The 17,650-nt window shown below is 63.8% G+C and carries 16 protein-coding genes; 15 read left to right on the plus strand and 1 reads right to left on the minus strand.

Annotation, left to right across the window (positions count from 1 at the left end; all coding sequences use genetic code 11):
* Window positions 1-15 precede the first annotated feature (15 nt).
* The 3 genes from pdxH to T8T98_RS15505 are packed head-to-tail and all read left to right on the plus strand — an operon-like array spanning window position 16 to window position 2,410.
* Window positions 16-639 carry a pyridoxamine 5'-phosphate oxidase gene (pdxH, locus tag T8T98_RS15495; RefSeq protein ID WP_407675050.1) on the plus strand — a complete coding sequence of 208 codons (624 nt, stop codon included), beginning with the start codon at window positions 16-18 and terminating at the stop codon, window positions 637-639.
* Window positions 636-1,586 carry a cation diffusion facilitator family transporter gene (locus T8T98_RS15500; RefSeq protein ID WP_160733430.1) on the plus strand — a complete coding sequence of 317 codons (951 nt, stop codon included), beginning with the start codon at window positions 636-638 and terminating at the stop codon, window positions 1,584-1,586. The genes pdxH and T8T98_RS15500 overlap by 4 nt, the downstream gene beginning before the upstream one ends.
* Window positions 1,583-2,410, plus strand: a complete 828-nt coding sequence (locus tag T8T98_RS15505) for a PhzF family phenazine biosynthesis protein (RefSeq protein WP_251104555.1) — start codon at window positions 1,583-1,585, stop codon at window positions 2,408-2,410. Before T8T98_RS15500 ends, T8T98_RS15505 begins: the two co-directional genes overlap by 4 nt.
* Here T8T98_RS15505 and T8T98_RS15510 read toward each other — a convergent pair.
* Window positions 2,395-3,522, minus strand: coding sequence for a serine hydrolase domain-containing protein (locus tag T8T98_RS15510; RefSeq protein WP_160733428.1), 1,128 nt, complete (start codon window positions 3,520-3,522; stop codon window positions 2,395-2,397). The two genes, T8T98_RS15505 and T8T98_RS15510, sit on opposite strands and share 16 nt — an antisense overlap.
* Window positions 3,523-3,557: 35 nt before the next feature.
* Here T8T98_RS15510 and T8T98_RS15515 point away from each other — a divergent pair, with 35 nt between their 5' ends.
* The 12 genes from T8T98_RS15515 to neuC all read left to right on the plus strand — a co-directional run bounded on the left by T8T98_RS15515 (window position 3,558) and on the right by neuC (window position 17,649).
* On the plus strand, window positions 3,558-3,920 hold the full coding sequence (locus T8T98_RS15515) for a hypothetical protein (protein WP_251104554.1): 363 nt from the start codon (window positions 3,558-3,560) through the stop codon (window positions 3,918-3,920).
* A gap of 88 nt (window positions 3,921-4,008) precedes the next feature.
* A complete protein-coding gene (locus tag T8T98_RS15520) occupies window positions 4,009-5,502 on the plus strand; it encodes a DegT/DnrJ/EryC1/StrS family aminotransferase (RefSeq protein ID WP_251104553.1) in 1,494 nt (497 codons plus the stop codon).
* The gene (gene asnB / locus T8T98_RS15525) at window positions 5,502-7,337 is read left to right on the plus strand and encodes an asparagine synthase (glutamine-hydrolyzing) (RefSeq protein WP_251104552.1); all 1,836 of its coding nucleotides are present in this window, start codon (window positions 5,502-5,504) and stop codon (window positions 7,335-7,337) included. The genes T8T98_RS15520 and asnB (T8T98_RS15525) overlap by 1 nt, the downstream gene beginning before the upstream one ends.
* An 80-nt stretch (window positions 7,338-7,417) precedes the next feature.
* Window positions 7,418-8,245, plus strand: coding sequence for a hypothetical protein (locus tag T8T98_RS15530; RefSeq protein ID WP_322295759.1), 828 nt, complete (start codon window positions 7,418-7,420; stop codon window positions 8,243-8,245).
* On the plus strand, window positions 8,242-9,288 hold the full coding sequence (locus T8T98_RS15535) for an N-acetylneuraminate synthase family protein (RefSeq protein ID WP_251104550.1): 1,047 nt from the start codon (window positions 8,242-8,244) through the stop codon (window positions 9,286-9,288). Before T8T98_RS15530 ends, T8T98_RS15535 begins: the two co-directional genes overlap by 4 nt.
* Before the next feature lie 43 nt (window positions 9,289-9,331).
* Window positions 9,332-9,907 (plus strand): LbetaH domain-containing protein, encoded by a 576-nt coding sequence (locus tag T8T98_RS15540; RefSeq protein WP_251104549.1) that lies wholly within the window; start codon window positions 9,332-9,334, stop codon window positions 9,905-9,907.
* Window positions 9,904-11,118: a hypothetical protein gene (locus T8T98_RS15545; RefSeq protein WP_251104548.1), complete on the plus strand. Its 1,215-nt coding sequence runs from the start codon at window positions 9,904-9,906 to the stop codon at window positions 11,116-11,118. Before T8T98_RS15540 ends, T8T98_RS15545 begins: the two co-directional genes overlap by 4 nt.
* 139 nt (window positions 11,119-11,257) lie before the next feature.
* Window positions 11,258-12,364: a glycosyltransferase gene (locus T8T98_RS15550; RefSeq protein ID WP_251104547.1), complete on the plus strand. Its 1,107-nt coding sequence runs from the start codon at window positions 11,258-11,260 to the stop codon at window positions 12,362-12,364.
* Window positions 12,364-13,929 carry a lipid II flippase MurJ gene (locus T8T98_RS15555; protein WP_251104546.1) on the plus strand — a complete coding sequence of 522 codons (1,566 nt, stop codon included), beginning with the start codon at window positions 12,364-12,366 and terminating at the stop codon, window positions 13,927-13,929. The genes T8T98_RS15550 and T8T98_RS15555 overlap by 1 nt, the downstream gene beginning before the upstream one ends.
* A complete protein-coding gene (gene asnB, locus T8T98_RS15560) occupies window positions 13,929-15,833 on the plus strand; it encodes an asparagine synthase (glutamine-hydrolyzing) (RefSeq protein ID WP_251104545.1) in 1,905 nt (634 codons plus the stop codon). Before T8T98_RS15555 ends, asnB (T8T98_RS15560) begins: the two co-directional genes overlap by 1 nt.
* Window positions 15,833-16,522 (plus strand): acylneuraminate cytidylyltransferase family protein, encoded by a 690-nt coding sequence (locus T8T98_RS15565; RefSeq protein ID WP_251106024.1) that lies wholly within the window; start codon window positions 15,833-15,835, stop codon window positions 16,520-16,522. Before asnB (T8T98_RS15560) ends, T8T98_RS15565 begins: the two co-directional genes overlap by 1 nt.
* Window positions 16,519-17,649, plus strand: coding sequence for a UDP-N-acetylglucosamine 2-epimerase (gene neuC / locus T8T98_RS15570; protein WP_251104544.1), 1,131 nt, complete (start codon window positions 16,519-16,521; stop codon window positions 17,647-17,649). The genes T8T98_RS15565 and neuC overlap by 4 nt, the downstream gene beginning before the upstream one ends.
* The last annotated feature ends 1 nt before the right edge of the window (window position 17,650 follow it).

The following is a 17,650-nucleotide window of genomic DNA, read 5'->3' on the forward strand; positions in this document are numbered from 1 at the left end:
ATGTCTGGGCGGCCCATGTCCGGGGGGCGGGCGGTGAAGGGCGCGCGTTCCGAACTGCCCGGATCGGACCCGCTGGCGCTGTTCGACGCCTGGCTGGCCGAGGCGCGCGAGGCCGAGCCGAACGATCCCGGCGCGATGGCGCTGGCCACCGCGACGCGCGACGGGCGCCCCTCGGTGCGGATGGTCCTGCTGAAAGGGCACGGGGCGGACGGTTTCACCTTCTTCACCAATGCCCGCAGCCGCAAGGGGGAGGAGATCGCCGCCAACCCCCACGCCGCTCTGCTGTTCCACTGGAAGAGCCTGCGTCGCCAGGTGCGGATCGAGGGGCCGCTGGCCGAAGTCTCCCCGGCCGCGGCCGACGCCTACTTCCATTCGCGCGCCTTCGTCAGCCAGGTCGGATCGGCGGCCAGCGACCAGTCGCGCCCGCTGGCCGACCGGGCCGACTACGTCGCCCGGGTCGAGGCGCTGGGCGAGGCGTGCCGCGCCGCGGGCCAGGTGCCGCGCCCGCCGCACTGGACGGGCTTCACCCTGGCGCCCGAGCGGATCGAGTTCTGGCTCGACCGGCCCAATCGCCTGCACGACCGGCGCCTGTTCACCCGCACGGGGGAAGGGTGGGACAGCACCCTGCTCTATCCATGACCGCGGACGGGGCAGCGCGCCGGGCCGCGCTTACCCGCAGCGCGGCCTGGGCCTCGATCGCGGTCGCGCTGTTCCTCGCCGCGATCAAGGGGTGGGCGACCTGGCGGACCGGCTCGACCGCCATGCTGGGCAGCCTGGTCGATACCGCGCTCGACCTCGTGGCCAGCCTGGCGACGCTCGCCGGCGTGTGGATCGCGGCCATGCCGGCGGACGAGGATCACCGCTTCGGCCATGGCAAGGCGGAAGCGCTGGCGGCGATCTTCCAGGTCATGCTGATCGCGCTCTCCGCCGCAGGCATCGCCTTTCGCGCGATCGCGCACCTGGTGGAAGGGACGCAGACCGCCGCCGCCGGGGAAGGGATCGCCGTCTCGCTGGTCGCGATCGCGGCGACTTTCGCCCTGATCGCGTGGCAGCGCCACGTGATCCGCCGCACCGGCAGCCTCGCAATCAGGACCGACAGCGTCCATTACCAGTCCGACCTGCTGCTCAACCTCGCGGTGATCGCGGCGCTGGTGCTCGACCAGTACCTGGGCCTTTCGCGCGCCGACCCGCTGTTCGGGCTGGCGATTGCCGGCTGGCTGCTGTGGGGCGCCTGGCGCGCGGGCAGCGAGGCGGTGGACCAGATCATGGACCGCGAATGGCCGGAGGAGAAGCGCCAGCGCTTCGTCGAACTGGCCGCGCGCCACCCGGAACTGTCCAACCTGCACGACTTGCGAACCCGGTCGAGCGGGACGCGCGACTTCGTGCAGTTCCACGTCGACCTGCCCGGCACGACCACGGTCGCCGCGGCACACGCGATCATCGAGCGGGTCGAGGCCGACCTGTGCCGCCACTTCCCCGAGATGGAGCTGCTGATCCACATCGACCCGCGGGGCCACGTGGACGACCCGGGCAACCCGCTGGTGGAGGCCGACGAGTTCGAGAAACTGGGAAAGGACGCCGGATGAAACTGCCCTACTGGCACGTCGATGCCTTCGCCGACCGGCCCTTTGCCGGGAACCAGGCGGCCGTCATGCCTCTCGACGACTGGCTGCCCGACGAGGTGCTCCAGGCGATCGGGGAGGAGAACAACTTCGCCGAAACCGCCTTCGTGGTGAAGGACGCGGGCGGCGATGCCGACTGGCAGCTGCGCTGGTTCACCCCGGCGTGCGAGATCCGTCTTTGCGGGCACGCGACGCTCGCGGCGGGGCACGTCCTGCTGGGCCGCGACGGGGGCGATCGCGTCCGCTTCCGCACGCGCAAGGCCGGCGTGCTCGAGGTGCGGCGCAGCGCCGCCGGGTACGAGCTGGCACTGCCCGCCATCCCGACCGCGCGTTCGGACTGGCCCGAGGCCGTGGCCCTGCTGGGCGCGGAGCCCGAGGAGGTGTGGCGCAACCCCGACGGCTACGGCATCTACCTCTACGCGAACGAGGACGCGGTCCGCGCGCTCGACCCGGACTTGCGCGGGCTCGGCGCGCTGGGCGACGACCAGTTCATCTGCACCGCGCCGGGACGCGCGAGCGACGTGGTCAGCCGGGTCTTCGTGCCCGGCGGCGGGGTGGACGAGGACAGCGTGACCGGCTCGGCCCACGCCGCGCTCACCCCCTTCTGGGCCGCGCGGCTGGGGCGCGACAGCTTCACCGCGCACCAGGCCTCGCGCCGCGGCGGCGATCTCGCCTGCCGGCTGGAAGGCGATCGGGCCTGGCTGGGCGGCGCCTGCGTGATGGTGGTGGAGGGAACCTTCCACCTGCCCGACGGGGCCGATGGCGGCGGCGGTCAGGTCGCGGGGTAGAGCTCGACGATATCGGCCAGCTCCTGCAACAGGACCGCGCGTTCCTCCGCGTCCGAATGGCCCAGCCGCACGACGGTCAGCTTCTGTTCGGGGGATACCAGGATGTACTGGCCCATGTGCCCGATCGCCGCGAACATCGAACGCGGCGCGCGGCCGGGGAACAGCGGGTTGTCGCTTTCGCCCGGGACCGGGCGGTTGAGCCAGGTCTGGAACCCGTAGTTCTCGCGACGCGGGCTGGGCCGGGTCATCGCCTCGACCCACTTGCGCGGCACGAGCTGGCTCCCGCGATATGACCCCTTGTGGCGCAGGAAGTCGCCGAACCGGGCCCAGTCGCGCGCCGTGCCGTGGATCAGGCTGCCGCCGATCAGCGTGCCGCTGGCGTCGAATTCGGGCACCATCGATTCCATCGCCAGCGGCCCGAACAGGCGGGTGTGGAGATAGCCGGCGACCGCCTCGCGCCGCGCCTCCGGCTCGTCGCGCCGCGACAGGACGCGCGCGGCGATGTCGGCCAGGATGACGCTGGTGGCGGAGGAATACTCGAACGTGCTGCCCGGCTCCGCCTCCAGCGGCTGGCTCTCGGCCCAGTCGGCCATGTCGTCGCGCCCGTCGAGGAACAGCATCCGTACCTCTGACGACTCGTAGGGCGGGTCGCCGGCTTCAGTATGGCGCAGGCCGCTGCGCATCTGGAGCAGCTGGCGCAAGGTGATCTCGCCGCGCGGGTCGCCGGGCCGCTGCCAGCGCGGGACGGGGGGCGATTCGTCGAGCGCCAGACGCCCGTCGGCCACGAGCATCCCGATCATCACCGCGGTCACCGTCTTGGCCATCGACCAGCTGGCGAAGCGGGTTTCGCGGCCATATCCGGGGGCGTAGCGCTCGGCGGCGATCTCGCCCCCGTGCATCACGATCAGCGCGCGGGTCTCGCCCGCGGCGTCGCCGGCGAACAGGTCGTCCACCTGGCGCGCCAGCTGCTGCGCCGGGGCGCCGGGATCGTCCGACACGGCGGCCAGCGCTTCTTCGCTCAGCGGCGGAGGCGGCGGCTCGGCACCGCTGCAGGCAAGCAGGGCTGGCAGCAGGGCGAGGCAGGCGATAAGGGAGGCGGGCCGCGGGAACATGCGGCTTTCCCTCGCGCAGCAAACCGGGCTTGGCAATGGCAAACAGATCCCGCGGAACACGGCATGGCACCCGGCGCGCCCGGCGCAGGCGCTGGCCCCTGTGGCTCGCGCTGGCGGCCGCCGTCCTGGCCGGCCTGGCCTGGCATTTCCGCGCGCCGATCGCCGGTTACTCGGGCATAGCCGCGGCCTATTCGGCGCGCGTGGCCTGTTCGTGTCGCTTCGTCGCGGGGCGCAGTCTCGACGATTGCGAGAAGGACAAGCTGGCCGGGATGGAACTCGTCACCTTGACCGAAGACGTCGAGAACCGCAGCGTCACCGCCCGCTTCCCCTTCCTCGCCGCCGAAACCACCACCCTGCGCGACGGATACGGCTGCGTGATGGAGCCGTGGGAGGGTTAGATGCCTTGTAAGTTGCTGACGAAACGATACTGACCTTTTCGTGCCCGAGGGCCGGACTTCTTCTCCGGGTTTATCTTTGTGGATTTGCATGACCGATAACGACACCTTGCAGCGCGCTATCGTGCGATCTGACGCCAGCATCCGCACCGTGATGGCCCGTCTCGATCGCAACAGGATCAAGCTTGGCTTGGTGCTGGACGAAGGGGGACGTCTTCTTCGGACCGTGACAGACGGCGACATTCGCCGGGCCTTGCTGGGCGGCGCCTTGCTGGACGATGCCATTTCATGCCTTCCTCCCCAGCGGGCCGTTACGGTGCCGGAGAAGACCGCGCCTGCTCAGTTGCTTCAGGAAATGGACCGGCATGGCGTCAATGCACTTGTTGTGACGGATGCGGCGGGGGAGCCGGTCGATCTGGTCGATCGCGGAATGCTCAGCGGGGCGATCCTTTTGTCCCCACCCCATATGGGAGGTGGCGAGGCGGCACACGTACAGCAGGCGTTCGACGACAACTGGGTCGCGCCTGCGGGCCCCAACCTGGACGCGTTCGAGAAACGTCTGGCGGTTCTCAGCACAAGGGAGCATGCCGTTGCCGTTTCATCCGGGACCGCCGGCCTGCACCTTGCCATGCGGGCGCTCAACTTGCCGCGCGGTGCGCGGGTATACGTTTCGGACCTGACTTTTGTCGGGAGCGTACAGCCGCTGTTGTACGAACGTCTCGAACCGGCCCTCATCGACGCCGAACCTGGTACTTGGAACATGTCGCCCGGGGCACTGCGTCGGCAGATTGAAGCCGATGCCGCGAGTGATCGGAAAGGCGCGGCGATCCTCCTGGTTCATCTCTATGGACAGTCCGCGAATGTGGGGGAAATCCTGACGATCGCGGAAGAACATGGCCTGCCCCTGGTCGAGGACGCCGCCGAGAGCTTGGGTGCGGTCTATGACAATCGCCCGAGCGGGGCGCATGGCGTGATCAGTGTCTATTCGTTCAACGGCAACAAGATCATAACCACCTCGAGCGGGGGAGCCCTGGTCACCGACGATCCGAAGATCGCAGAGCGCGCGCGTTATCTCGCGACGCAGGGGCGCGATCCGGTAGAGCATTACCAGCACAGCACGATCGCATACAACTATCGCATGTCGAACATTCTGGCCGGGGTGGGGCTGGGCCAGCTCGACGTCTTGTCCGACAGAGTGGCGGCACGTCGCGCGATATTCGAGCGTTACAAGGCGGGGTTGAGCGATCTTCCAGGCATTGCCTTTCAGGAAGATAGTCCGCGCTCACTCGGGAACCGGTGGCTGACATCGATTGAATTCGACCCCAACCGCCTGGCGATCCATCCCTATCAGATCATGCGAAAGCTTCGACAGGGCGGCATCGAGACGCGCCCGGGATGGAAGCCCCTGCACATGCAGCCCTTGTGCCATGGTTTTGCATTCGCTCCCCATTCCGAGAAGGTCACGGTGTCGGCTGCGCACTTCCAGCGAGCCTTGTGCCTTCCCACCGGGTCCAACCTGACCGTGGCGGAGCAGGACAGAATTATTGCCGCGGTGCGGTCCATCCTGACGGAGAACCTGGTCTGATGTGTGGCATTTTCGGCGGTTATTCGTTTCGCGCGCAAGATTTCGATTCAGCAGTATTGGAAGAAATGGCCGGGTCAATCTGGCACCGCGGACCCGATGCCCGCGGCGTCTGGAACAACGAGCGTGCGGCGGTCGGGAACTGTCGTCTTTCGATCATCGATCTCAGCGAAAGGAGCGATCAGCCCCTTTTCTCCGAAGACGGCCAGATCGTGCTGGTCCAGAACGGAGAGATATACAACTTTCTGGAACTGCGGGAATCGCTGCTGAGGGAGGGCGCGCGCTTTTCAACCAGCGGTGACACCGAGGTCTTGCTGCGAGCCTACGAGACGTGGGGCCCGGGTTTCGTAACGCGTCTCAACGGGATGTTCGCGATAGCCGTCTACGATGGTCGCGACGAGGGCGGAACTCTTCGGCTGTATCGTGATCGGCTGGGCGTCAAGCCGCTCTATCTGTCGGGCGATCCGGAATCAGGCCGGCTCTGGTTCGGATCTGAAATCAAGGCGTTGCTGGCGACAGGGATCGAGCGGTCACCGGACCTGAATGCAATCGCACAGTATCTTGCGCTCAACTATATACCGCCCGATCAAACCGCCTTCGAGGGTATTCGACACCTGCCGCCAGCGCATTGGGCGGAGATAACGCCGGCTGGCATTCGTCTGACTCGCTACTGGGACCTGAGCGCCGTGGCGGTCGAGCGGGACATGAGCGAAGCCGAGGCGAAATCGGGTCTTCTGGCTCTTCTCGACGATGCAACTCGCATAAGGATGCGGGCCGATGCGCCTTTCGGCGCGTTCCTTTCGGGTGGGCTCGACAGTTCGTCCGTGGTCGGGTTCATGAGCATGTACCAGACGGACCCCGTTCGCACCTTCTCGATCGGGTTCGACGATCCACGGTTTGACGAGAGCGACCATGCCCGGGCCGCGGCCAGGCGTTTCGGAACCTTGCACGAGCGGCGCGTCACGGAATACGAAGCTGCCGAGCTGTGGCCGAAATTCATCTGGCACGTCGACCAGCCGCACGGCGATGTGTCCTTCATCCCAATGTATCAGGTTTCGGCGCTCGCTGCCCGCGACGTTAAGATGGTACTCACCGGCGACGGCGGCGACGAGCTGTTTGCAGGCTATGAGAAGTACGCACGCTTTTTTGCCAGCGGGACCGAAGACCTTCCGGAAGGTTGGCAGGATGACTTTGCGAGGCAGTCGGGCCTGTTGCTGGACGACGAACCCGAACAGTTGCTGAGCGGCGAGCTGGCTGCGGCATTTCGCGAGACGGACCCGTATCGCGCGCTGTTGAAGGAGATGCAGCGCGCTCCCGGCGGAGACCCCATCAACCAGGTTCTCCATGCGGAAACCGCGATCCTCCTTCCGGGCAACAATCTGGTAAAGCCGGACAGGATGGCAATGGCCAACTCGCTGGAGGTCCGTTCGCCCTTTCTAGACTACCGTATGGCAGAGTTCGCGTTTTCGGTGCCCGGTGCCATGAAACTGCAAGGTCAGGAAACCAAGGCGATCTACAAGCTGGCCGTACGCGATCTTCTCGGTGACGCCCTGACATGGCGAAAGAAGCAGATGTTTACCGTGCCGATCGGCGAATGGTTCCGCCAGTCGTTGGCGGGCTATTGCAGGGAGCTGCTGCTGGACGGGCGCTTGGAAAGCCGGGGGCTGGTCGAAAGCCGGAAGCTTTCGGAGATGCTGGAGGCCCACATACACGGGACTCACAACTATACCCGGCAGATCCGGGCCTTGATCTCCCTCGAGATATGGTTTCGCTTGTTCATCGACCAGGACCCTGTCTGGCTGGAGAAAGCTGCCGCCCCCTATCGCCCGTTTGGGTAATCTCGTCATCGACACGATGCGCTGCTGTCCGGCCGCTGCTGCTGGCACACGCGTAAAAATCAGGAGACTTTGTGCAGTTCTTGATGATCCTGAGTGATCCGGAGATCGCCCGGTACATATGCCGGGACAAGGGCGTCACGCCTATGGTGGATCTCGAAAGACTGGGGAAGGCCGAACGCCAGGGACACCTGGGTACCTGGAAAAGCCAGCAAGACATCGAGGACGTGAGCCGGATCCGTGGCGTCGTAGGCGATGCCGAACTGCTCGTGCGGATCGATCCGTTCCATGACGGTACGAAGGCTCAGCTCGACGAAGTGATCGCCAGGGGAGCCGACGCTGTCATGCTCCCCATGTTCCACGATATCGACACCCTTGCCCGGTTCCTCGATCTGCTCGGCGACCGGGCTGAGCCGGTCCCACTCTTCGAAACGGCGCGGTCGGTCGCGGCCCTGCCGGATATGGTGAAACAGCTTGGACTGCGAAGGTTGCACATCGGCCTGAACGACTTGCACCTCGACCTGGGGGATGTCTTCTTGTTCGAACCCTTGGCGAACGGCTATCTCGAAGAGCCTTGCGCTGCCTTGAGGAATGCGGGCGTCCGGTTCGGAATTGGAGGACTGGCGCGCGCCCGTGAAGGTATCGTGAGCCCCGAGTTCCTGTTGGGCGAGCATGTCCGGTTGGGTTCGACGGCCGCGATCCTCAGTCAGACATTTCACCGCAATCCGGAAAATCTCGCCGAGCTGAAGAAAAGCATTGATTTCCCCGATGAGATGGCGCGATTGCGGGCCATCTATCAACGGTTTCTTGCGATGGATGCGGAGGGGCTGGAGCACAATCGTGTGGCGACCCGTGATCGGGTATTCGATGTGGCGCAGCTTATTCGCGCGCGAAAGGGAGATGAGTCTTGAACGCCCCGCTGCTTCATTTCGGCGAGCGCCCGATCGGCGGCGATCATCCTGCCTACGTGATTGCCGAGATAGGGGTAAATCATAACGGCAACCTCGAGCTGGCGCACAAGCTCATCGATCTCGCCGCATCTTCTGGCGCTGACGCAGTAAAGTTCCAGACTTACGTAACGGAAGAGCTCATACTGCCGCAGGCCCGCAAGGCAGAATATCAGTCGCGGAACGTGGGCGATGGCTCGCAGTTCGACATGCTCAAGGAATACGAGCTTCCTTTTTCTGCCTTTGTCGATCTGAAAGCTCACTGCGACAGGATCGGGATCGATTTCATTTCGACGGCTTTCGATGCCCCGAGCCTGGAATTTGTCGTATCGCTTGATCCGGTCTGTCTAAAATGGGCGTCGGGCGAAATGACTAACAAGCCACTGCTCGACCTGGCGGGGCGTTCGGGGCTGCCGATTATCCTGTCGACCGGCATGAGCACCTTCGAAGAGATCGTTGCGGCGCGTAGCTGGCTCGGCAACGATGTCCCGGTTGTGATACTGCAGTGCGTGTCGAATTATCCGGCCGCGATCGAAGATCAGAATCTCCGGGTTCTGCCCGTGCTGCAGCAGCATTTTCAATGTCCGGTCGGATTTTCCGACCATACGGCGGGGCCGCATGCGGCCCTTGTCGCCCGGGCTCTGGGGATGGCCGTGTTGGAAAAGCACTTCACCATGGACGCTGGTATGCCGGGGCCGGACCACTCCGCGTCGCTGGAGCCGGATGCCTTCCAGAACCTGGTGACGCTGCTGCGCCAGGTGGAGGCGGGCCTCGGCGACGGCGTCAAGCGCCCCCGGGAAGTCGAAATGGACGTGCGAGCGGTCGCTCGCAAGAGCCTGGTCTATCGGCGCGCGCTTGCCGAGGGGCACGTCCTTGGGCCCGGCGATCTCACCGCGAAGAGACCCGGCGGAGGGGTGGCGCCGGAGTGTTACGACCGCTTCGTTGGCCAGCGGTTGGCGACTTCTGTGAGCAAGGATCAGATGGTGAGCGACGTCGATGTCGCCTGACCCCGCCGTGTGCCTGTTCGGTGCCGGCGGCCACGGAAGGGTCGTGGCGTCGCAGCTTACTCAAGCAGGAGTGCGCTCGATTGTATTCTGCGATCACGCATTGCAGGGGCAGAGCGTTTGCGGGTACCCGGTGCCATTCGCATCGGTCCAGGACATCCTGGCTGCAGGATCCGATCTGCGCGTGGTCGTCACGTTGGGCGACAACGAGCGACGCCGGCAGTTGCATGAACGACTTGCCGAACGCATCGCTTCCGCGGTCATCATCGAACCGGGCCGGGTCTACACCGATCACATCGCCGAGGGTACGCAAATTCTGGCTGGCGCCGTGGTAAACGTGGAGGCCAGGATTGGTGCGGGTACCATTATCAACACCAACGCGGTCGTCGAGCACGATTGTAGCGTGGGGAGCTTCTCGCACGTGGCATCGGGCGCCGTGATCGGAGGGGGCGCCGTGGTGGGTGACGGCGTCCTGATCGGCGCTGGCGCCGTCGTCCTCCCGGGCGTGCGGGTGGCTTCAGGAGCAATCGTCGGCGGCGGCGCCCTGGTTGCGCGAGATATCTCGCACGGCGGAACCTGGACGGGCGTTCCGGCACGGCCACAGCAACGCGCCAACCGATGAACGGTCGCATCTTTCTGACCAGCTACGGGGGTGGGCATGCCCAGATCATCGCCGCTCTGGTGCCGGCGCTGCAATCGGCCGGATTCGAAACCGACACGATCGGTCTGACCACGGCCTACGCGCTCTTGCGACGGCAAGGGGTGGCGGCGAAGTCGGTCGAGGCCCTGTTGGTGCCCGAACAAGACCGTCGCTGGCTGTCGCTGGCTGAACGATTCCTGGGCGAATCGGCTCATCCGGACATCACCGAGAGCCAGACCCGTGCCTATTTCGCGCTGGGTCTTCGCGACCTGGCGCTGGAGATGGGAGAGGAGGCCGCGATCGAGCGGGTAGAAGACCAGGGGCGCATGGCCTTTTGTCCGGTCGACGCATTCCGACGGTACTTTCGCCGCACAACGCCCGATCTCGTCATCAGCACCACCAGCCCGAGATTCGAACTCGCTGCCCAGCTTGGCGCTCATGCCGAAGGCATTCCCGGCCTGGCGGTGGGAGACTTGTTCCTGGAACACGAACGGCAATGGATCTTGCAGCCGGGCTATGCTCGCCAACTGGCCGTCCTGTCGGAACCGGTGCGCCGGTCGATGGAGGACGACGGCTTCGCAGGGCAGATAAGGGCCACCGGCAATCCGGCGTTCGATCGGCTTGCGATTGTCGCGCAAGATGAACCCCGCCGCAGGGAACTGAGGGCGGCGCTCGGCATCGGGCAGAAGCGTTTGGTGCTATGCCCTGCATCCAGCAGCAGTCACGCCAAGAACGGGCAGGCATTTCTCTCGCCGGCCACCTTCGCCAGGAAAATGGAAGCCCTGTGCAGGCGGCGCCCGGAGCTGACATACATGATGCGCGCGCACCCGAACGCTCCATTTGAGATGCCTTCCGAATGCAAGAGCGGCCACAATCCGGACAGCTCCGTGATGAGCGTGGAGGATGCCATCCTCGCGGCCGATCTCGTCTTTGTCGAATGCAGCACCGTGGGCTTGCAGGCCGCGCTGATGGGGCGGCCGGTGGTATGCCTGGGGTTTGCCGACTATGCCGTATATCCGCGATATGGTTTGGCTCACGTGGTCGACGACCTCGACGAAGCAATCGACAGGATCGACCAGTTCACGTCACTGCCGTCGGAAGGGGCGGGCATTCCGCCTTTGGGAACGGCTACGGACAGCGTGATCGGTTATGTGACGGATATAATAACAGCTCACGATCCTGGGAAAAGTTGAAGAGTTCTGAGCCGGGGGATTGATCACAAGCAGGTCTTGGCCCTGGCAATTGCATACCAGATACGAAGAGATCGCCACTATGCACATACTCATGGTTCGCTCCATCTTGACCGAGTCGGGTCCTGGGACACAGCCCCTGGTGATCGCCCGGCAGATGCGCGAGCGAGGACATCACGTGACGTTCGTCACCTCCGGCGGGGTCTATGTTCAGGCGGTGCGCGACGCGGGTTTTACGGTTCACATCGTGCCCCAGCTGGCCCCGAACAGGCATCAGCCGTGGAGTATCGCGATCGCCATCCGGCGCCTCACCGCCATAGTTCGGCAAGCCCGGCCTGACGTGATTCACGGCCATAATGCGGCGGCGACGATGTGCGCTCACATCGCCGCCCGTCTCGGCGGCGAGAAAATTCCGTGTGTGACAAGTGTACGCGGGGTCGAGGAACGCGATACCCACCAGTGGCGAAACCGGATCTGGAAGCACTTGCCCGGAATCTTGATGGGCGTTTGTGAGCGCACACGAGAGCGGCTTATCGGTTTCGGCGTCCCTGCAACGAAGACCTGCGTGACCTACAATGGCGTTGACCTGGCGCGTTTCGACCCGGGTCGGGTATCGTCCGAACGAAATCGTCGCGAACTCGGGTTGGAGGGGCGCATCGTGGTGGGAACCACTGGAGCCATGGTTCCCCATTCCGAGGTCAATGGCCCTACCAAGGGGCAGCATAACCTGGTGAAGGCAGTGGCTGCCTTGAGGGATCGGCATCCCGAACTATCGGTGCTGCTGGTGGGCGACGGTCCTGCCCGCCCATGCGTGGAAGAGGTGGTGCGCGAAACCGGCATGGAAGGGCGGGTAATATTTGCTGGCCGCCGATTCGACATCCCGGAGATGTTGAGCGCCATGGACATCTACTGCCAGCCCTCAATTTTCGGCGAATTCTTTCCGAATGCGATTATCGAGGCGATGGCGATGGGCAAGCCATGGATCGGGAGCGACATCGCCGGCTTGAAAGAGCTGACCGCAGGTGATTCCGCAGGCTGGGTTTCGCCGCCCGGGGACGTGGACGCGCTGGCGGCCAATCTTGACCGGCTCGCAGGCGATGCAGAGCTTCGTGCGTCTCGCGGCCGCGCAGCCAGGAAGCACGTCCAGGCAGAGCTCACGATCGAAAAGGTGGTTGATCGTATCTTGGGCGCCTATCGCGCGGCGGGAGCGGCCGTGGACACGGGATTGCCACGCCAGCAGGTCATCTAGTGTCCGACCGCTGGCTAGAGCGAGACGAGCGCAAGCTGAGTTCTCAGGTCCTTCTGACATTTGCCGCTTCGATGGCCGGCAAGCTTTTGGGGTTTGTCCGCCTCCAGCAGATTGCTTCGACCTTGGGTGTCAGCATTTATTCCGATGCTGTTCTGGTCGCCATGCAGCTCGTGTGGCTGCTGGAAACGGTCTTCATTTCCAGCGCGGTCATGCCCGTCCTGGTGTCGCGAGTATACCAGGTTGACGCGGCCGAAGGCGGAGATGCCGCCATCCGTTTCTGGCTGCACGCCGCCTTGATCTGTACGCTGGTCGCCTCTGGGGCTTCGGCGCTTGCGATAGTTTTTTCGGAAAATCTGGCCGTCCTGATTGCTCCTGGCTTTGACGAATATGGGGTCGAGCTCTTTTCCACTTTGCTCCTGGCGAGCGCAGCGACCCCCGTCGGGCTCGCGCTCGCCCATTTCCTGGGATTGGTGAACCGGCTGCTGAATAATGCGGTCTGGTATTCCGTTCCGCAGATCGTGACCAATCTCGCCGCCATTGCGGGGCTTCTGATAGGCTTCTACCACGGCGGCGCCGCAGCAGGCGCGTTCTGGATGATGGCAGGCATGGCGATAGGAGCCTACGTCGTCTGCATCCTGCAATTCTGGGTTATTCCGCGGGCGCCCAAGACGCGGATGGTGAGCGGTATCAGGAAGAGCGCCGGGAACGCGCTCGGTCTTCGCGCTCCGCATGGCTACTGGCATGGGGTTCTGGCGCTCGCCCTGGTCGCCTTGCTGAACGAGCTTTACGTATATGTCGATTTCTATTTCGCCTCTAAACTTTCGGCCGGTTCGGTAAGCCTTTTGGGTTTTGCCAGCCGCCTGGCGGCGTTGGCCAACATGCTCGTCGTCGGTTCCGCCTTGGTCATCACCGAGCCTCGCTGGGCTCATGCATTGGCAGATCGAGGACAAACGGCCTGGCGCTCCATAATCGGCCCGGATATCGTTGCGCTATTGGGCTGCATGGCCATTCCAATGGTTATATTATATTCCTATCCAGAAGAAATAACGAGGATAGTATATAACAGCGGCTCATTTTCTGTAGGGGATCGCGAAACTATCAATGCCCTTACGATGATATTTGCGTTTGGTTCGGTTGCTCTTGCGGTCAACTTGATCAGTACACGGGTTGTGGTGCTTATGCATCGACACCGCTGGATCTTCATTATAAGCGCCATCGTGTTGCCGGCGAAAATTTTCATGAGCGCTTCATTGGTGGGGGAGTACGGTGTTCTCGGGCTGGCGGCCGCTACCGTCGTGGCGACGGTCCTTCAGTCTTTCGGCAACCTCGTCGTGATCGCACTGCATCTCAGGACCGTGGCGTTTCCCATCGCCGACGTCGCGAGGTTGTTGTGCGGTTTTGGCTTGGCATCTTCCGTTGCTTATGTAGTCGATACCCAGATTGGCGGCGGCATTCTCGGGCTGATAATTGCCGGGGGCGGGGTTGCAGCGGCCGTGCTTGCGTTCGGGCTTCTGGGCGGCTTCGGTCGTTCGACGTTCTTTAACTTGGGGATTTCCCGAAACTAATGTGCGGAATTTGCGGTCTGGTATGGCGACCCTCGGTCCGGGGCGACGTATCGCCAAGGTCGAACCTGGCGATCACGGCCATGCTCGATGCAATGGGGCACCGGGGTCCTGATGGGCAGGGGCGTCATGTCGCCGAGCGTCATGCCCTCGGCCACTTGCGACTTGCCATTATCGACGTCGAAGGTGCGCCCCAGCCGATGTCGTCCCCAGACGGGAACGTGGCGCTAAGCTTCAACGGAGAGATCTATAACTTCGCGCAGTTGATGGAGGATCAGAAGCGCCGCGGCTGGCAGTTCCGGACCCGTTCCGATACCGAGGTCCTTCTGGCCGGTTATATCCAGGACGGCCGCCTTTTCGACGACATGCTCAACGGGATGTACGCCTATGCGGTTCTCGACGAGGCAGGTCTTCACGGGGGATCGGGCGGAGGGCGCCTGCAGCTGGGTATCGATCCCGTAGGCGTGAAGCCGCTATACGTTTGGGAAGGCCCCGATGCGGTGCTTTTCGCCTCGGAGCTGCGGGGAATCCTGGCGGCCCTGCGCGCGCTCGAATTTCCTGTCGCTATCGATCGGCGCGCGCTCGCCCAGTTCCTGGCCCAGGGCTGGGTGCCCCAACCGGGATCGCTGGTTCAGGGGGTGCGAAAGCTGACGCCGGGGGCGAGAATGGAGATCGATCTGTCCAACGGGCAGACAAAGGATCTGCCGCCGCGCACTCTTCCCGCCGCACGGGCTGGGAACCTTGAAGAGGTATTGTTCGCGTCGGTACGGCGGCAAGTCATCGCAGACGTACCGGTCGGCTTTTTTCTTTCTGGCGGGATCGATTCGTCGCTGCTGGTTTCCGTTGCTCATCAGATGGGCCTTGCGCCTCGCACCTTTACCGTCCGATTTGAAGGGGAGGGCCATGGGATCGCTGCGGCGAACGAAGCCGACGTGGCTGCGCTCGTCGCTGCTCATTGCAATGCCGAGCATCACGAACTTCGGGTAAATGCGGACATCTTGCTTGAGGAACTGGATGCCGGACTCGCAGCGATGGATCAGCCCATCGCCGACCCGGCGTGCCTCCCGCTCCTCGTGATGTCGAGATTTGCGCGAGACCATGTGAAGGTCTGCCTGTCGGGAGATGGCGGCGACGAGCTGTTCCAAGGGTATCCTCGGCATGCACTGACCCCTTGGAAGAGGCGCTGGCACGGGCTCCCGCCTCAGTTGCGCGACGCGGCGAGGAGCATCGTGCAGCGGCTGCCGACCTCTCCGTCGACTGGCCTCGCGGAGAACCTGCGAAGAATCCGTGTTGGTTTTGGGCTTCTGGACGATCCGGAGTACATTCCGGGGCCGTTTTCCGGGCCCAATGAACGCCTTCTCACCGTCAACCCGGATATGCCCGACTGGATGATGGCCTTGCCGACGTCTGATACGGCAATGTTCGAGGCCGATATGCGAGGACAGCTGTCGGGGCAGATGCTACCGAAGACCGACCATGTTAGCATGTACGCGAGCCTTGAATGCCGCGTGCCGTTTCTGGACCTCGAGATGGTTGCGTTTGCCCAGTCCATCTCGGGTGCCGAGAAGCGAGCCGGGGGACTCGGGAAGGCACCGCTCAGATCCCTGTTGTCGCGATACCTGCCGGATGAGGTGACGAAACGGCCCAAACACGGTTTCCGTGTGCCTCTGACTGACTGGTTCCGCACCAAACTGGCTTCTTCCATCCGTGGTCGCCTGCTTGATCCGGGACAGCCCGTGGCGGGGATGATGCGTCGGACGGACTTGGAGCAGCTCCTCGCAGCCCATATTTCGGGCCGTGCCGAGCATTCCATCCGCATTTGGTCGTTGCTTGCACTCCAGGCCTGGCTCGATCGCAATGGTCTGAGCCACCAAGACGTGGGGTCGGCGCAGGATCTTGCCCCTTGATGCTGGATCTTGCCATCATAACTGCAAGGGCTGGCTCGGTCGGCCTGCCGGGCAAGAACGTCGCCGAGCTCGGCGGTGTGCCCCTTATCGCATGGACCGTGCGCGCCGCCATGGCATCGCGGTGCTTCCGGCGTGTAATCGTCAGCACGGATGGTCCAGCGATCATGTCGGCCGCAAGGGCGGCTGGCGCCGAGGTTCCGTTCGTGCGACCCGCGGAACTCGCAACGTCGGCGGCGCGATCCAGCGATGTGGTTCTCCATGCGCTCTCCGCCACGAAAACCACAGGGGCTTTTGCCCTGCTGCAGCCTACATCGCCATTCCGGTCGGCAGAACATATTCGGCAGGCCGTGCGGATATACGACGGGACGCCTTCGCCGGCGGTGGTTTCGGTCGGCAAAGGCAAGCCGGCGGCTTGGCAGTTCACAACCGATGAAACTGGCCGGCTACAGCCGCTCGCAAGGGCCGTTCCCGCCGTTTCCCGGCGTCAGGATGCAGAGCCTTTGCTGGCGCCGAACGGTGCGCTCTATCTCTGCGACGTGAAGACTTTTCGTGACCAGGGTACACTCTTCCCCGATGGCGTTGCGGGCTACGTGATGGGCCACATTGACAGCCTCGATATCGACGAGGAAGAAGATCTCGCTCTGGCGCGAGCGATCGTCGACGCACGCTTACGGGTCATAGATTCATGAAAATTCACTACGTGTCCGGCAGTCGCGCCGATTTTGGCCTCATGCGAGGCTGTCTTCAGCATCTTGCTGGCAGCCGGCATGAACTCTCGGTCGTGGCAACCGGGCAGCATCTTCTCGAGAAGTACGGCAGCAGCGTGAACGATATACGCGCGGCCGGTCTAAGCCTGGCTGCCCAGATACCCGCACGTCTGACGGGCGAGAGCGGGGGGGAAATGGCCCGCGCCTTCACAGCCGAGATGGACGGCATGATCGATCTTTGGGAGCGTGACCGACCCGATCTGGTGCTGGTGCTCGGTGATCGAGGCGAAATGCTGGCCGCAACGCTGGCCGCGGTGCATCTCGGCATCTTCACGGCCCATATCCATGGCGGCGAACGTTCGGGAACACTGGATGAAAGTCTTCGGCACGCGATCAGCAAGCTGGCGCATGTTCATTTTCCTGCCACCGAGGACGCAGCCCAGCGACTGAAGCGAATGGGCGAGCTTCCAGAGACTATACGGGTGATCGGGGCGCCAGGACTGGTCGATCTTTGCCGGTCGCGAGCCGCCTGCATCGATCGGCGCGCTATACTGTCGGAGTACGGGCTGAGCGTGGACAGGCCGCTATCGCTTGTTGTCTTCCATCCGGTGGTGCAGGAGGCGGGAGACGGAGGCGGGCAGATCCGCACGGTGATCCGGTCCCTGCAAAGCCTGGGTCATCAGCTGGTGGTTCTGCGCCCCAACTCCGATGCAGGAGGCAAGGCCATCGACCAGAGCCTCGACGCCGTCGGGGAGCATCCCGACATCGTGGTGCTGACGCACCTCGAGCGAAGGCATTATCTTTCCCTGCTGGCCGCAGCCGATGTGCTCGTGGGCAATTCGTCGTCGGGGATCATAGAAAGTGCAAGCTTGGGAACCCCGTGCGTCAATCTCGGCTCGCGCCAGAACGATCGGCTTCGCAACGACAATACGATCGATTGCCCTGAGATTCGCGAGCAGGAGATTCAGAATGCAGTGAGCCAGGCGCTGGCTCTAAAAGGGCCATTTCAAAATTTCTATGGAGACGGTCGTTCGGATGAAGAACTACTGTCCGCTATTGATCAGATCGAGTGGAGCCCCAGACTTCTAGTCAAGCGGAATGCTTTCTAAG

Origin of the sequence: Pelagerythrobacter marinus (assembly GCF_034375205.1) — a bacterium.
Classification (GTDB): Bacteria; Pseudomonadota; Alphaproteobacteria; order Sphingomonadales; family Sphingomonadaceae; genus Pelagerythrobacter; species Pelagerythrobacter marinus.

Excerpts from the sequence above, each read along its gene's own strand:
- pdxH (WP_407675050.1), top strand. The coding sequence starts at position 16 with ATGTCCGGGGGGCGGGCGGTGAAGGGCGCGCGTTCCGAACTGCCCGGA.
- T8T98_RS15500 (WP_160733430.1), top strand. The coding sequence starts at position 636 with ATGACCGCGGACGGGGCAGCGCGCCGGGCCGCGCTTACCCGCAGCGCG.
- T8T98_RS15505 (WP_251104555.1), top strand. The coding sequence starts at position 1,583 with ATGAAACTGCCCTACTGGCACGTCGATGCCTTCGCCGACCGGCCCTTT.
- T8T98_RS15510 (WP_160733428.1), bottom strand. The coding sequence starts at position 3,522 with ATGTTCCCGCGGCCCGCCTCCCTTATCGCCTGCCTCGCCCTGCTGCCA.
- T8T98_RS15515 (WP_251104554.1), top strand. The coding sequence starts at position 3,558 with ATGGCAAACAGATCCCGCGGAACACGGCATGGCACCCGGCGCGCCCGG.
- T8T98_RS15520 (WP_251104553.1), top strand. The coding sequence starts at position 4,009 with ATGACCGATAACGACACCTTGCAGCGCGCTATCGTGCGATCTGACGCC.
- asnB (WP_251104552.1), top strand. The coding sequence starts at position 5,502 with ATGTGTGGCATTTTCGGCGGTTATTCGTTTCGCGCGCAAGATTTCGAT.
- T8T98_RS15545 (WP_251104548.1), top strand. The coding sequence starts at position 9,904 with ATGAACGGTCGCATCTTTCTGACCAGCTACGGGGGTGGGCATGCCCAG.
- asnB (WP_251104545.1), top strand. The coding sequence starts at position 13,929 with ATGTGCGGAATTTGCGGTCTGGTATGGCGACCCTCGGTCCGGGGCGAC.
- T8T98_RS15565 (WP_251106024.1), top strand. The coding sequence starts at position 15,833 with ATGCTGGATCTTGCCATCATAACTGCAAGGGCTGGCTCGGTCGGCCTG.
- neuC (WP_251104544.1), top strand. The coding sequence starts at position 16,519 with ATGAAAATTCACTACGTGTCCGGCAGTCGCGCCGATTTTGGCCTCATG.